This is a genomic window from Enterobacter sp. Ap-867 (genome assembly GCF_011752855.1).
In the GTDB taxonomy this organism is placed as follows: Bacteria; Pseudomonadota; Gammaproteobacteria; order Enterobacterales; family Enterobacteriaceae; genus Cedecea.
In genome coordinates, this window is the sequence record NZ_VWWS01000001.1 from 604,049 (window position 1) to 618,340 (window position 14,292).

The window sequence follows — 14,292 nt, forward strand, 5'->3', positions numbered from 1 at the left end:
TTGTTCGCCCTCTGGCGAATGATATGGAGAATGTTATGAGACGACTATTAACCACGTTGATGATTCTGCTGGTTGTGCTGATAGCCGGCCTGACCTCACTCGTGTTGTTGGTTAACCCTAACGACTTCCGTGGTTATATGGTTCGTCAGGTTGAGGCCCGCAGCGGCTATCACCTTAAGCTGGAAGGGCCGCTGCGCTGGCATGTCTGGCCGGAGCTGAGTATTTTGTCTGGCCGCATGTCGCTGACTGCGCCGGGTGCCAGTTTGCCAATGGTTAGCGCGGAAAATATGCGTCTGGATGTAGCGCTGATTCCGCTGCTTTCTCACCAGCTTCAGGTTCGCCAGGTCATGCTGAAAAGCGCGGTGATTCAGATGACGCCGCAGGCTGAAGCGAAGCTTTCGGCTAACGCGCCGGTAGGGCCAAAAGACACCATTAGTGAACCGGATACCGGGCGTGGCTGGTCCTTTGATGTTGCGAAGCTTAAGGTCGTCGACAGCGTGCTGGTCTTCCAGCATATCAATGACGAGCAGGTCACCGTCCGCAATATTAACCTGCAAATGACGCAGGATGATAAGCGCCAGGCGCATATTGAACTCAGCAGCCAAATCAACCGTGACCAGCGGGATTTAACGCTTTCGGTCACCGCAGATGTCGATCTCCATGACTATCCGCAGCAAATCAACGCCACGTTAAGCCAAATTGACTACCAGCTGCAGGGCGCCGACCTTCCGGCTGGCGGCATCGGCGGCTCGGGTTCGCTTCAACTGGGCTGGAAAAACACGGGCAGCCAGCTTTCGCTGTCAAATATGCAGCTCACGGCCAACGACAGTGATTTACAGGGCAATGTCAGCGTGGCGATGCAGGATAAACCGCAGTGGACGGTGGATCTGCAATCTCGCCTGCTCAATCTCGACAAACTGGTGGCCAATGCGCCCGTTGCGGATACCTTGATTAACCAACAGGCCCAGCAGGCTCAGCAACCGTCCCGCCCGGGCCCGGTGATTGCCGAACAACAGGGTGAAACCAACTACCACAGCCTGCGTAATTTTAATGCCGTACTGAATATCAAGGCTGGTGAAGTGCGCTGGCGCGGCCTGGCGTTCAGCGATGTGCAGACCGCGCTGGTGAATCAGGAGGGTAAACTCAGTATTAACCAGCTCAACGGCAAGCTGGGGCAGGGCACGCTCTCGCTGCCGGGCTTCCTGGATGCCAGCGGCAAGACGCCTGAGCTTGCCTTCAAGCCGCAGGTGAAAAATATTGAGATAGGCAAAATTCTGACCGCGTTTGATTACCCGATTGCGTTAACCGGGCAGTTTTCTATGACGGGTGATTTCAGCGGTGAACGCCTTGATGCGGAGGATTTCCGCAGTAACTGGCAGGGAGACGCCCAGCTTGAGCTGGCCCATTCCCGCCTCGAGGGGATGAACTTCCAGCAGCTGATTCAGCAGGCGGTCAGTCGGAACAATGAGGGCGTGGATGCGCAGCAGAATGTTCAGAACGTCACCGAGCTTGATCACTTCTCCACGTCTGCGTCGCTGGATAACGGGCTTCTGACGATGACGAAGATGGTCGGTGAGTCCAGCGTATTGTCCCTGACCGGCGAAGGCACGATGGATCTGGTGAAAGAGGTCTGCGACACCAACTTTGCAATTAAAGTCGGCGGCGGCTGGCAGGGCAGCGACAGTAAACTGATTGAAGTGCTAAAAAACACGGCCGTTCCGCTCCGGGTTTATGGCCCGTGGCAGCAGCTGAATTACACGCTGCAGGTTGACCAGGTGCTGCGTAAGCAGCTGCAGGATGAAGCTAAGCGTCGGCTCAATGACTGGCTGGATAAGCATAAAGAGAGCGACAAGGCGAAAGACGCGCAGCAGTTACTGAATAAGCTTTAACGACAAAAAAACCGGCTCTCGCCGGTTTTTTTATACCTCATAATCCAGCAGATTATCGTCTTGTTCGAGCGGGATGATTTGCACTTTGTTGACCCTGTGATTCACCACCTCCAGCGTTTTGAGCAAATAATTCCCCACCTCAACGCTCTCGCCTTCGGCTGGAATATGCTGCAAATGCTCCATCAGCAACCCGGCAATGGTGTGGTATTCCCGTTTCTCATCCAGGGGAAGGGCGATGTACTGCACCAGGTCGTCCAGCGGCATGTGGCCGTTAGCCGTCCAGCTGCCGTCCTGATTTTTCTGGATATCGTGGCGGGCATCTATCTCTTCCACTTCGTTCGGCAGATTACCGGCGATGGTTTCCATCACGTCGCTCAGGGTGACAATGCCTTCCACCGAGCCAAACTCATCGACGACAAAAGCAAAATGGGTGCGCGCGTTACGGAACTGTTCTAACGCCTGCAGCAGCGGTAATGCCTCCGGGAAAACCAGCGGCTGACGAATCAACGGCGCAATATTCAGCGCTTCGCCGTGCAGCGACTGCTGCAATAAATCGATAACGTGCACCACGCCGAGGATGTCATCGTCATTGTCCGTGACCACGATGCGCGTGTGCTGGTTTTTATTCAGAAGTTCGCGAACCTCGGCTTCCGGGGCGGTAATGTCCAGATGCTCGACGTCGTGGCGGGAGGTCATGATACTGCTGACGCTGCGCTGGTTCAGGTGCAGCACGCGCTCGATCATCCGCGTTTCCTGCGGGTTAAAAACATCGCTGTTAATGCCGCTGTCGGCTATAAGTGAGGCGGTCTGGGCATCCAGTTCCGCTTCTTCTTTCTTACCGTTCAACAGCCGCAGCACGGCTTCGGCGGTGCGCTCCCGCAGCGACTGATTTGCGGAAAGAAAACGTCGGCGGTTAAATATCGCCAGCTGATTGAGTGATTCAATCATCACCGAGAATCCGATGGCGGCATAGAGATAGCCTTTCGGGATTTGATAGCCAAAGCCGTCGGCCACCAGGCTAAAGCCAATCATCAGCAGGAAACTCAGGCACAAAATCACGATGGTCGGGTGGCTGTTCACAAACCGAGTCAGCGACTTGCTGGCCAGCACCATCAGCCCGATGGCGATGATAACCGCGACCATCATGACCGCCAGATGGTCGACCATGCCAACGGCGGTGACTACCGAATCAAGGGAAAACACGGCGTCAAGGATGACGATTTGCGCCACAACGGGCCAGAATTTGGCCCCCCGTTTTTGCGTGTGATGCTCGCTGTCTTTGCCCTCCAGCCGCTCATTCAGCTCCATCGTGGCCTTAAACAGCAGGAACATACCGCCCAACAGCATGATCAGATCCCTGGCGCTAAAGCTAAGGTCGTGAAGGGTGAATAGCGGTCGGGTAAGCGTCACCAGCCACGAAATGGAGGCCAGCAGCAGCAGGCGCATAACCATCGCCAGCAGTAAGCCCGTGACGCGGGCACGATCGCGCAGTTTAGGAGGCAGCTTTTCGGCGAGGATGGCAATAAAAACGAGGTTATCAATGCCCAGAACCAGTTCTAAAACGACCAGGGTAACTAACCCGGCCCAGACTGAGGGGTCGGCAATCCATTCCATACGGGGTTTATAGCCTTTAACTTACGGGCAAATGCCACACGGAAATGATGGATAATTGTCGGACAAAAAGCAATGTTTGTCTGAGAATAATCCGTAATGACTAATAGAATTTTCAGCATTAAATGAATGCCCGGCAAATTATTGCGGATAATATTTAAAGAAGCATTTGAGTTATATATTTTATATATGAATACACCGCTATGAGATAGTTCTGCATATTTTTCCAGATATTGCCTTATTATTTTTATTGTCAATATAAAGAAAATCCTAAAATGTTATTATTGCGTGGTTCATATTATTCTTAAAAGTCCGCCTCCAGCCTTTTGTCTCCTTGCCTGCTGAGTTTTAAGCTGCAACAATCTTTGGCGATGATTAGCAATGAATGTGTGATTACTCGTTTAGTAATAGTTTGTCCCAGCATTGTCATAAGACCTGATTCATTTTTTTCAATATCTTTCGGATATTAGAGAATCTCAGGTTATTAGGATTATTTACCTTTTTCAGTGGGTTGGTGACTGTGAGCCAGGGGCGGTAGCATGCCCGGATGCGGCCAGATAACAGCAAGTGATGGCGTCATCAGAATGTCGGGGAATAAGCTTATTTTAGGAATAATGCCAGTTTTCTCATTCTCTGAATATGTTCAATTCTGCACTTCGTTCTCACGGTTAATTGCTTGCCTGTTTTATTCGCTCAGGATAATTACTCTGCCATAGTGATAAATATTCAATGATAAAATACAAACTGAAGTTGATGCCATTATTGGTGTCAGTCACCCTGATGAGCGGCTGCACGATATTTCCCGGCAGCAATATGTCTACGTCGGGAAAAGACGTCATCAAACAACAGGATGCCGATTTCGACCTTGACCGAATGGTCAACGTTTATCCTTTAACGCCGCGACTGGTGGAGCAACTGAGGCCTCGTCCAGTGGTTGCCCAGCCGAATGCCGGGCTGGATAAAGATATCGCCAATTACCAGTACCGCGTCGGGCCGGGGGATGTATTAAACGTCACGGTCTGGGATCATCCGGAACTCACCACGCCAGCGGGGCAATATCGCAGTTCAAGCGACACCGGTAACTGGGTACAGCCCGATGGCACCATGTTCTATCCGTATGTGGGCAAAATCAGCGTGACCGGCAAAACGCTGACAGAAATTCGCAGCGATATTACCAGCCGTCTTGCGCAGTACATTGCCCAGCCGCAGGTGGACGTTAATATCGCTGCCTTCCGCTCGCAAAAAGCCTATATCTCCGGGCAGGTCAATAAATCCGGCCAGCAGCCCATCACTAACGTGCCGTTGACTATCCTTGACGCGATCAATGCCGCAGGCGGTTTAACCGAAGTAGCCGACTGGCGTAACGTCGTTCTGACCCATAACGGGCAGGAAAAACGCATTTCTCTGCAGGCGCTGATGCAAAACGGCGACCTCAGCCAAAACCATTTGCTCTACCCCGGCGACATTCTGTTTGTGCCGCGTAATGACGATCTGAAAGTGTTTGTGATGGGGGAAGTGAAGAAGCAAACCACCCTCAAAATGGACTTCAGCGGCATGACGCTTACCGAGGCGCTTGGCCAGGCCGAAGGTATCGATCTCACCTCGTCCAACGCCAGCGGCATCTTCGTGATCCGTCCGCTCAAAGGCCAGACGCAGCAAAACGGCAAGATTGCCAACATTTATCAGCTCGATATGTCCGATGCGACTTCGCTGGTGATGGGCACCGAGTTCCAGCTCCAGCCGTATGACGTGGTGTACGTCACTACCGCCCCAGTTTCTCGCTGGAATCGCCTGATCAACCAGCTTCTGCCAACCATCAGCGGCGTGCGTTACATGACCGATACCGCCAAAGATATTCACACCTGGTAACGCGCTATGTTCAACAAAATACTTGTGGTTTGCGTGGGGAACATCTGCCGTTCCCCCATGGCTGAACGGCTGCTCAAACGTTACCACCCGGAGCTTAGCGTCAGCTCAGCCGGGCTGGGGGCGCTGGTCGGCAAGGGCGCTGACGCCGGTGCTGTTGAGGTTGCCGGGCGGCACAACCTTTCGCTTGAGGGGCATTTAGCCCGCCAGGTTTCGGGGCGTCTATGCCGGGAGCACGATCTGATTCTGGCGATGGAAAAACGCCACATCACCACGCTGTGCGAAATGGCACCCGAAATGCGCGGCAAAGTGATGCTGTTTGGCCACTGGGATGCCGGCAGAGAAATTCCTGACCCCTATCGTAAAAGCCGTGACGCCTTCGAAGCGGTCTACAGCATGCTCGACCTTTCTGCCCAAAAGTGGGCTAACGCACTCAACGCTCATCAGGGATAACAATGACAGAGAAAGTACGCCGTTCGAGCGCCCCGACCGAGGGCAATGACGAAATTGATATTGGCCGTTTGTTTGGCACCGTGCTGGAGGCTCGCTGGTGGGTGATCGGCATTACGGGGCTGTTTGCCGTGCTGGCCGCGGTTTATGCCCTGTTTGCCACGCCGGTCTACAAGGCCGACGCGCTGGTGCAAATCGAACAAAATGCCGGTAACACGCTGGTGAACGACATCAGCTCCGCGCTCAGCAATAAGCCACCGGCGTCTGCCGCAGAAATTCAGCTGATCCAGTCCCGCATGGTGCTGGGGAAAACCGTTGATGACCTGAATCTGGACATCTCGGTGACTAAGAATACCTTCTGGCTGTTCGGCGCCGGCTGGGACCGCCTGCAGGGGCACCAGAACGACACGGTGAATGTCACCACGTTTACGCTGCCGGCAGCGATGAACAAAGACACCTTTACCGTGGAAGTGCTGAGCGATAAACAGTATCAGCTGACCAGCGACAATGGCTTTAGCGCCAAAGGGGAAGTGGGCAAGCTGCTGAGTAAATCGGGCGTCACGATGCAGGTGGAGGGTATCCAGGCGCAGCCTGGTGACAATTTCACGGTGGTGAAGTATTCCACGCTGGGGATGATCAACCAGCTGCTGGGCAACCTGACGGTGACTGAAAACGGCAAAGATACCGGCGTGCTTAGTTTGTCCTACACCGGGGAGGATAAAGATCAGATCCGCACCATTCTCGACAGTATCACCCGCAACTACCTGGCGCAGAACGTGCAGCGTAAATCTGAAGAGGCCGCCAAAAGCCTGAAGTTCCTGGCCGAGCAGTTGCCTGAAGTGCGTCGCAATCTGGATGCCGCAGAGAACAAACTGAATGCCTATCGTCAGCGCCAGGATTCGGTGGATCTTTCTCTGGAGGCGAAATCGCTGCTGGATTCCGTGGTCAACATCGACGCTCAGCTGAATCAGCTGACCTTCAAAGAAGCTGAAATCTCCAAGCTGTACACCAAAGCCCACCCGTCCTACCGCACGTTGCTGGAGCAGCGCCGAACGCTGGAAGATCAGAAAGCTCGCCTGACCAACAGCATCGCCGCGATGCCCAAAACCCAGCAGGAAATTGTTCGCCTGACCCGCGATGTGGAGTCCGGGCAGCAGGTTTATATGCAGCTGTTGAACAAGCAGCAAGAGCTGAAAATCACCGAAGCCAGTACGGTGGGTGATGTGCGCATCGTCGACCCGGCGATTACGCAGCCTGGCATGGTTAAACCTCAGCGCGTGCTGGTGGTGCTGGGCAGCATCATTCTGGGCCTGATTGTGTCTGTGATCGGGGTGCTGCTGCGCTCGCTGTTTAACGGCGGCATTGAAAGCCCGACCGTGCTGGAAGAGGCGGGGCTCAGCGTGTATGCGAGCATTCCGCTCTCCGAATGGCAGAAAACCCGCGACCAGGCCAACCTGCGCAACGTCAAAGGCACTAAGCGCTTCAAACAGAGCCAGTTGCTGGCGGTGGGTAACCCGACCGACCTGGCCATTGAAGCCATTCGCAGCCTGCGCACCAGCCTGCATTTCGCCATGATGCAGGCCCCCAACAACGTCCTGATGCTCACCGGCGTTAGCCCGTCTATCGGTAAAACCTTTGTGTGCGCCAACCTCGCGGCGGTGATCAGCCAGACCAACAAGCGCGTGCTGCTGATGGACTGCGACATGCGCAAAGGCTATACCCACGAACTGCTGGGGACCACCAACGTTAACGGGCTGTCCGATGTGCTGTCAGGGCAGGGGGATATTACCCGCTGCGCGCAGAAAACCTCCGTGCCGAACTTTGACCTTATCCCACGTGGGCAGGTCCCGGCTAACCCGTCCGAGCTGTTGATGAACGAGCGCTTCTCTCAGTTGGTGAAGTGGGCCAGTGAAAATTATGACCTGGTGCTGATAGATACGCCGCCGATTCTGGCCGTCACCGATGCGGCAATTGTGGGGCGCCATGCGGGCACCACGCTGATGGTGGCTCGCTACGCGGTGAACACGCTGAAAGAAGTGGAAACCAGCCTGAGCCGCTTTGAGCAGAACGGCATTGCCGTGCGCGGCGTGATCCTTAACTCGATTTTCCGCCGGGCCACGGGCTACCAGGATTACGGGTATTACGAATACGAATATAAGTCGGATGCTAAATAAGGTGATAGCCATGAACAGCAGCGCAACTCGCCCGCTTATCTCTATATATATGCCGACGTGGAACCGCCAGCAGTTGGCCATTCGCGCCATCAACTCGGTGCTGCGGCAGGATTATGACCACTGGGAAATGATCATCGTCGATGACTGCTCCGCCAGCTTCCAGCAGCTGGAGCAGTTTGTTGCAGACCTCGGCGATCCTCGGGTGCGTTACATTCACAACGACATGAACAGCGGTGCCTGTGCGGTACGTAACCAGGCCATTGGGCTGGCGCAAGGGCGCTTTATCACCGGCATTGATGATGATGACGAATGGACGCCGAACCGGCTGTCGGTGTTTCTGTCCCACCAGAATCAGTTGGTCACCCACGCGTTTTTATATGCCAACGACTATTTGTGTGAAGGGCAGGTCTACTCGCAGCCGACCAGCCTGCCGCTGTACCCGAAGTCGCCGTATTCCCTGAAGCTGTTCTACAAGCGCAATATCATCGGCAATCAGGTCTTTACCTACGCCGAACGCTTTAAAAGCAGCCTGTTTGATACCGAGCTGAAGGCGGCGCAGGATTACGACATCTTCCTGCGCATGGTGGTGGCGTTCGGCCAGCCTTGGAAGGTGGAAGAGGCGACCCAAATTCTGCACGTTAATCACGGCGAAATGCAGATAACCAAATCCCCCAAGAAATTTGCCGGTTATTTCCACTTTTACCGCAAGCACAAAGCCAAGTTCGACCGGGCCAGCAAGAAATATCAGCTGTATACGCTCTACCAAATCCGCAATAAGCGCATGTCGTGGCGCACCCTGTTAGCTCTGCTGACGGTGCGCAACGGCAAGCGCCTGGCCGATAGTCTGCGGGGGAGGTAAGCGTGCTGGAGGATATTCGTGCCAATAGCTGGAGCCTGCGCCCGTGCTGCATGGTGCTGGCCTATCGCGTAGCCCACTTTTGCTCGGTGTGGCGCAAGAAAAACGTCATCAACAACCTTTGGGCTGCGCCCGTGCTGCTGGCCTACCGATTCATTACCGAATGCCTGTTTGGCTATGAAATTCAGGCGGGAGCCACCATTGGCCGCCGGTTCACTATTCATCACGGCTATGCGGTGGTTATCAATAAGTTCGTCGTCGTCGGGGATGATTTCACCATCCGCCACGGCGTCACCATTGGTAACCGGGGGAACAGTCTCGCCTGCCCGGTGATTGGCAACGGCGTTGAGCTGGGCGCTAACGTAATCATTGTGGGCGATATCACCCTCGGCAATAACGTGACGGTAGGCGCGGGCAGCGTGGTGCTGGACAGCGTGCCGGACAATGCGCTGGTGGTCGGTGAAAAAGCTCGGGTGAAGGTGATCCAATGAACATCATGCAATTTAATGTCCGCCTGGCCGAAGGTGGTGCGGCGGGCGTGGCGCTCGATCTGCACCAGCGTGCACGTCTGGCCGGGCTGTCCTCACGTTTTATCTATGGCTATGGCAAAGGCGGTAAGAAAAGCGCCAGCCACGACATTTATCCCGACGTTGAGAAACACACGCCTCGCCTGGTGTCGGTTGCCAATATCGCGCTGTTCCGTTTTCTGAACCGCGATCCATTCGGCAATCTGAATAAGCTTTACCGTCGGGTCACTCGCAGCCCACAGCCGGTTGTGCTGCACTTCCATGTGGTGCACAGCTATTGGCTGAACCTGGACGAAATGGTGTCGTTTTGCCAGCGGGTGAAGGCGCACAAGCCGGATGTTACCTTCGTCTGGACGCTGCACGATCACTGGAGCATTACCGGGCGCTGCGCCTTTCTGGACGGCTGCGAAGGCTGGAAAACCGGCTGTGTTAAATGCCCGACGCTGAACAACTATCCGCCGGTCAAAGTGGATAAGGCGCACCAGCAGGTGGCGGGCAAGCGCCAGCTGTTCCGGGATATGCTGGCGCTGGGCTGCAAGTTTATCTCCCCCAGCCAGCACGTCGCCGAAGCTTTTAATCAGCTCTATGGTGCCGGGCGCTGCAGCATCATCAATAACGGTATCGACGTCGCCACCGAGGCGATTCTGGCGGAGCTGCCTGAAAGCGGCGTCGCGACGGTGAAGCCCCGCGTGGCTATTGTGGCCCACGATCTGCGCTATGACGGCAAAACCAACCAGAAACTGGTACAGGCAATGATGGCTCTGGGCGACAAAATTGAGCTGCATACCTTCGGCAAGTTCTCGCCGTTTGAAGGCGCTAACGTGGTGAACCACGGCTACATGACCGACAAGCGCGCGCTGATGAGCGAGCTGAACACGATGGACAGCCTGGTGTTCAGTTCCCGCGTGGATAACTATCCGCTGATCCTATGCGAGGCGCTGTCTATCGGCGTGCCGGTGGTGGCGACGAGCAGCGAGGCCGCGGATGAAGTTCTGCGTAAAGTGGGGGGCAAAACCTTCACCCCGGAACACGTTCTGGCGCTGGTGCAGCTTAAAAAAACGCAGCTGGCAGAGCAGGTTTTCGCGACCGATTTAGCGACGTTCCGTGCAGCCAGCCGCACGGCCTATAGCGGCAAGCAGATGCTGGAGGAATATGTCTCGTTCTATCAGGGTCTGTAGCTATCTGCTGCTGCCGTTCATCTATCTGGTGGTGAACATTAAGCTCGCCTCGCTGGGGGAGAGCTTCCCGATAACCATCGTGACCTTCCTGCCGGCGATTTTGTTTCTGTATATCGAGCGCATCAACCTTAAAAAATTGATGATTGCGTTGGGTGTGGGGGCGGGACTGACGGCATTTAACTACATTTTTGGCCAGTCGCTCGACCCGGCCAAGTATGTCACCTCGATGATGCTGTTTGTCTATATTGTGCTGATATTGGGCATGACATGGAGCTGCCGATTCAAAACTATTTCTCAGCGCAATCACCGCAAGATATTACGGTTTTTCTATGCCGTGGTGGGCATTATTGTGGCGCTGGCGGCGGCGGAAATGGCTCAGATTATTCTGACCGGCGGCAGTAGCCTGATTGAGAAAATTTCAAAGTTTCTCATCTACAGCAACAGTTACGTGCTCAACTTTATTAGCTTTGGTGGACGGCGCACTACGGCGCTCTATTTCGAGCCCGCTTTCTTCGCCCTGGCATTAATCTCAATTTGGCTCAGCATCAAACAGTTTGGTATCAAAACGCCGAAAACTGATGTTATGATTCTTTTAGGGATAATCCTGTCAGGATCTTTCTCCGGGGTAATGACGTTTATTTTGTTTTATCTGCTGGAGTGGGCGTTTCAATATCTTAATAAAAGCGCCATTAAAAAGAAGTTGCCATTGGCAATTATTTCACTGGCTGTTTTTTTAATCGGTTTGGTATTCGCTTTCCCTTATATCGCAACCCGTGTTGGTGATTTGGGAACCGAAGGGTCGTCATCGTATTACCGTATTATTGGTCCATTGGCGATGGTTGGCTACTCTCTGGCAAATGTTGATGGCGTAGTACGGTTTGGTTCTCTCTATGAATATGTCGCATCATTCGGAATATTTAACGGTGCGGATGTAGGGAAAACCGTGGACAATGGACTGTATCTGCTGATTATTTATTTCTCATGGTTTGCAGTATTAATGACCGCTGGCTATATGTGGCGAGTCATGAAAATGATGCGCATTGCCTTTGGCAATAATGAGAATTATCGTGTTCAGCTTTGGTTGTTTATGCCTGTATCTTTGTTCTTTACCGGTTCTATTTTTAGCCCGGAATATGCATTTTTAATTGTTTGCCCATTTATTTTGCGTAAAGCAATTAAGCATTCGCTGCCAGGAGGTGCGCAATAATGTTATTAAGTGTTATTACAGTGGCATGGCGTAACCATGCCGGGGTCGTGAAGACCTGGCAATCGCTGGCGCACCTGGCACAGGCCAAAGGCATCGAGTTCGAATGGATTGTGGTGGACGGCAACTCTCCAGACGGCACGGCTGAGTTTCTTGCTGGCCTGCAGGGCCAGTACAACCTGCGCTTTGTCAGTGAGAAAGACAGCGGCATTTACGACGCGATGAACAAAGGCATCGCCATGGCGCAGGGGCGCTATGCGCTCTTTCTGAACTCCGGCGATGCTTTCCACCCTGAGATTGCCGAGGTGATTTATCAGCTGGCAGCCTTAGGCGAGCGCGATGACGCGATGGTGATTGGTGACGCGCTGCTGGACTTTGGTGATGGTAATAAAATTCGCCGCAGCGCCAAGCGGGGCTGGTATATCTACCACAGCCTGCCGGCCAGCCATCAGGCTATCTTTTTCCCGCTCTCTGGACTGCGTAAATATCCCTACGATCTGCAATATAAAGTCTCATCCGATTACGCGCTGGCGGCAAAAATGTATAAAAACGGCTATGCCTTTAAGCGTATCAAAGGGCTGGTGTCTGAATTTTCAATGGGCGGCGTGTCTACCTCTAACAATATTGAATTGTGCCGTGATGCGAGACATGTTCAGCGAAAAATATTACGCGTGCCGGGCTTTGTTGCCGAACTCTCTTTCCGACTCAGGTTAAAAACAACCGGCAAAGCAAAAGCGCTTTATAACAAAGCTTAAAGCTCACAGGAAATATTATGCAGAATTTAAGCGGCTTCAGTGTACCGAGGGGATTTCGCGGCGCGAGCGGCATTAAAGTACAGTTGTGGTGGGCGGTTCAGGCCACTCTATTTGCCTGGTCTCCGCAAGTTTTATATCCGTGGCGTGCCTTTTTATTACGTGTTTTTGGGGCGAAGGTAGGCAGGAATGTTGTTATTCGCCCCTCGGCGAAAATTACCTACCCATGGAAGTTAACGCTCGGAGATTATGCCTGGGTTGGCGATGATGCCGTGCTCTATACCCTCGGTGAAATTAGCATCGGCGCAAATTCCGTGGTGTCGCAAAAATGTTATTTGTGCACCGGCAGTCACGATTATATGAGTCAGCATTTCGATATTACCCAGTCACCGATTGTTATCGGCGAAAAATGCTGGCTGGCAACGGATGTATTTGTTTCCCCGGGCGTCACGATAGGCGATGGCTGTGTCGTGGGAGCCCGGAGCAGCGTTTATAAATCATTACCGGCGAATGCCGTTTGCCGGGGAAACCCGGCAGTAAAAATACGCGACCGCGCGTAATGCTTTCACCCTTGCTCTGTTTGTGACTGTTTATCTCCCTCTGCGGAGAGACAGGGAGTGAGGGGTAAGGGCCAATAAAAATGTTCACAGAGGATAAATTATCATGACTAAAGTAGCTCTCATTACGGGTGTCACCGGACAAGACGGCTCTTACCTGGCGGAATTCCTGCTGGAAAAAGGCTATGAAGTCCACGGTATCAAGCGCCGCGCCTCTTCTTTCAATACCGAACGTGTGGACCACATTTATCAGGATCCGCACGCGGGTAACCCAAAATTCCATCTGCACTATGGCGACCTGACCGACACCTCCAACCTGACCCGTATTTTGTCCGAAGTGCAGCCGGATGAAGTCTACAACCTGGGCGCGATGAGCCACGTCGCGGTTTCTTTTGAGTCACCGGAATACACCGCGGACGTGGATGCGATGGGCACCCTGCGCCTGCTCGAAGCCATTCGCTTCCTCGGCCTCGAAAAGAAAACGCGCTTCTACCAGGCATCCACTTCAGAGCTGTACGGCCTGGTGCAGGAGATCCCACAGAAAGAAACCACACCTTTCTACCCGCGTTCCCCCTACGCAGTCGCCAAGCTTTACGCCTACTGGATCACCGTCAACTACCGTGAATCCTACGGCATGTATGCCTGTAACGGCATTCTGTTCAACCACGAATCTCCGCGTCGCGGCGAAACCTTCGTCACTCGCAAAATTACCCGCGCGATTGCCAACATCGCTCAGGGCCTGGAGAAGTGCCTGTACCTCGGCAACATGGATTCCCTGCGCGACTGGGGCCACGCCAAAGACTACGTGAAAATGCAGTGGATGATGCTGCAGCAGGAAAAACCGGAAGACTTCGTGATCGCCACCGGCGTGCAGTACTCCGTGCGTCAGTTCGTAGAAATGGCGGCGGCTCAGCTCGGCATCAAACTGCGCTTTGAAGGTCAGGGCGTGGAAGAGAAAGGCATTGTGGTTTCCGTCACGGGTCACGACGCACCGGGCGTGAAACCAGGCGACGTTATCGTCTCCGTTGATCCGCGTTACTTCCGTCCTGCGGAAGTGGAAACCCTGCTGGGCGACCCAACCAAAGCGCATGAAACGCTTGGCTGGAAGCCGGAAATTACCCTGCAGGAGATGGTTGGTGAAATGGTAGCCAAAGACCTTGAAGCGGCGAAGAAACACTCTCTGCTGAAGTCCCATGGTTATGAGGTCGCCATCGCGCTGGAGTCCTGA

Annotated in this window: 12 protein-coding genes; 11 read left to right on the top strand and 1 reads right to left on the bottom strand. The window is 53.8% G+C overall.

What is annotated here, in order from left to right; all coding sequences use genetic code 11:
- Window positions 1-35 precede the first annotated feature (35 nt).
- The gene (gene asmA / locus F3J26_RS02760; protein WP_166991219.1) at window positions 36-1,889 is read left to right on the top strand and encodes an outer membrane assembly protein AsmA; all 1,854 of its coding nucleotides are present in this window, start codon (window positions 36-38) and stop codon (window positions 1,887-1,889) included.
- Between the two features lie 30 nt (window positions 1,890-1,919).
- Here the strand turns inward: asmA and F3J26_RS02765 are convergent, their stop codons facing one another.
- Window positions 1,920-3,503 (bottom strand): TerC family protein, encoded by a 1,584-nt coding sequence (locus tag F3J26_RS02765; RefSeq protein ID WP_166991222.1) that lies wholly within the window; start codon window positions 3,501-3,503, stop codon window positions 1,920-1,922.
- A 726-nt stretch (window positions 3,504-4,229) separates the two neighbouring features.
- Between F3J26_RS02765 and F3J26_RS02770 the strand changes: the two genes are divergently transcribed.
- The 10 genes from F3J26_RS02770 (at window position 4,230) to gmd (ending at window position 14,292) form a co-directional block, all read left to right on the top strand.
- Entirely contained in the window at window positions 4,230-5,369 is a 1,140-nt protein-coding gene (locus F3J26_RS02770; protein WP_166991225.1) for a polysaccharide export protein, read from the top strand.
- A 6-nt stretch (window positions 5,370-5,375) separates the two neighbouring features.
- Window positions 5,376-5,819 carry a low molecular weight protein-tyrosine-phosphatase Wzb gene (wzb, locus tag F3J26_RS02775; RefSeq protein ID WP_166991228.1) on the top strand — a complete coding sequence of 148 codons (444 nt, stop codon included), beginning with the start codon at window positions 5,376-5,378 and terminating at the stop codon, window positions 5,817-5,819.
- A gap of 2 nt (window positions 5,820-5,821) precedes the next feature.
- Entirely contained in the window at window positions 5,822-7,990 is a 2,169-nt protein-coding gene (wzc, locus tag F3J26_RS02780; protein WP_166991231.1) for a tyrosine-protein kinase Wzc, read from the top strand.
- A gap of 10 nt (window positions 7,991-8,000) precedes the next feature.
- Entirely contained in the window at window positions 8,001-8,849 is an 849-nt protein-coding gene (gene wcaA / locus F3J26_RS02785; protein ID WP_008455089.1) for a colanic acid biosynthesis glycosyltransferase WcaA, read from the top strand.
- A 2-nt stretch (window positions 8,850-8,851) separates the two neighbouring features.
- Window positions 8,852-9,337: a colanic acid biosynthesis acetyltransferase WcaB gene (gene wcaB / locus F3J26_RS02790; RefSeq protein WP_166991234.1), complete on the top strand. Its 486-nt coding sequence runs from the start codon at window positions 8,852-8,854 to the stop codon at window positions 9,335-9,337.
- Complete coding sequence (gene wcaC / locus F3J26_RS02795) at window positions 9,334-10,551, top strand: colanic acid biosynthesis glycosyltransferase WcaC (RefSeq protein WP_166991237.1); 1,218 nt, start codon at window positions 9,334-9,336, stop codon at window positions 10,549-10,551. The genes wcaB and wcaC overlap by 4 nt, the downstream gene beginning before the upstream one ends.
- The gene (gene wcaD, locus F3J26_RS02800) at window positions 10,526-11,758 is read left to right on the top strand and encodes a colanic acid polymerase WcaD (RefSeq protein ID WP_166991241.1); all 1,233 of its coding nucleotides are present in this window, start codon (window positions 10,526-10,528) and stop codon (window positions 11,756-11,758) included. The genes wcaC and wcaD overlap by 26 nt, the downstream gene beginning before the upstream one ends.
- Window positions 11,758-12,510, top strand: a complete 753-nt coding sequence (gene wcaE, locus F3J26_RS02805; RefSeq protein WP_166991244.1) for a colanic acid biosynthesis glycosyltransferase WcaE — start codon at window positions 11,758-11,760, stop codon at window positions 12,508-12,510. The genes wcaD and wcaE overlap by 1 nt, the downstream gene beginning before the upstream one ends.
- Before the next feature lie 17 nt (window positions 12,511-12,527).
- Window positions 12,528-13,067 (top strand): colanic acid biosynthesis acetyltransferase WcaF, encoded by a 540-nt coding sequence (gene wcaF / locus F3J26_RS02810; protein WP_166991247.1) that lies wholly within the window; start codon window positions 12,528-12,530, stop codon window positions 13,065-13,067.
- A 103-nt stretch (window positions 13,068-13,170) separates the two neighbouring features.
- Window positions 13,171-14,292 (top strand): GDP-mannose 4,6-dehydratase, encoded by a 1,122-nt coding sequence (gene gmd / locus F3J26_RS02815; protein WP_008455078.1) that lies wholly within the window; start codon window positions 13,171-13,173, stop codon window positions 14,290-14,292.

What these genes read in the sequence shown, in the direction of transcription:
- asmA (WP_166991219.1), top strand. Translation starts at nt 36, where the DNA reads ATGAGACGACTATTAACCACGTTGATGATTCTGCTGGTTGTGCTGATA.
- F3J26_RS02765 (WP_166991222.1), bottom strand. Translation starts at nt 3,503, where the DNA reads ATGGAATGGATTGCCGACCCCTCAGTCTGGGCCGGGTTAGTTACCCTG.
- F3J26_RS02770 (WP_166991225.1), top strand. Translation starts at nt 4,230, where the DNA reads ATGATAAAATACAAACTGAAGTTGATGCCATTATTGGTGTCAGTCACC.
- wzb (WP_166991228.1), top strand. Translation starts at nt 5,376, where the DNA reads ATGTTCAACAAAATACTTGTGGTTTGCGTGGGGAACATCTGCCGTTCC.
- wzc (WP_166991231.1), top strand. Translation starts at nt 5,822, where the DNA reads ATGACAGAGAAAGTACGCCGTTCGAGCGCCCCGACCGAGGGCAATGAC.
- wcaA (WP_008455089.1), top strand. Translation starts at nt 8,001, where the DNA reads ATGAACAGCAGCGCAACTCGCCCGCTTATCTCTATATATATGCCGACG.
- wcaC (WP_166991237.1), top strand. Translation starts at nt 9,334, where the DNA reads ATGAACATCATGCAATTTAATGTCCGCCTGGCCGAAGGTGGTGCGGCG.
- wcaD (WP_166991241.1), top strand. Translation starts at nt 10,526, where the DNA reads ATGTCTCGTTCTATCAGGGTCTGTAGCTATCTGCTGCTGCCGTTCATC.
- wcaE (WP_166991244.1), top strand. Translation starts at nt 11,758, where the DNA reads ATGTTATTAAGTGTTATTACAGTGGCATGGCGTAACCATGCCGGGGTC.
- wcaF (WP_166991247.1), top strand. Translation starts at nt 12,528, where the DNA reads ATGCAGAATTTAAGCGGCTTCAGTGTACCGAGGGGATTTCGCGGCGCG.
- gmd (WP_008455078.1), top strand. Translation starts at nt 13,171, where the DNA reads ATGACTAAAGTAGCTCTCATTACGGGTGTCACCGGACAAGACGGCTCT.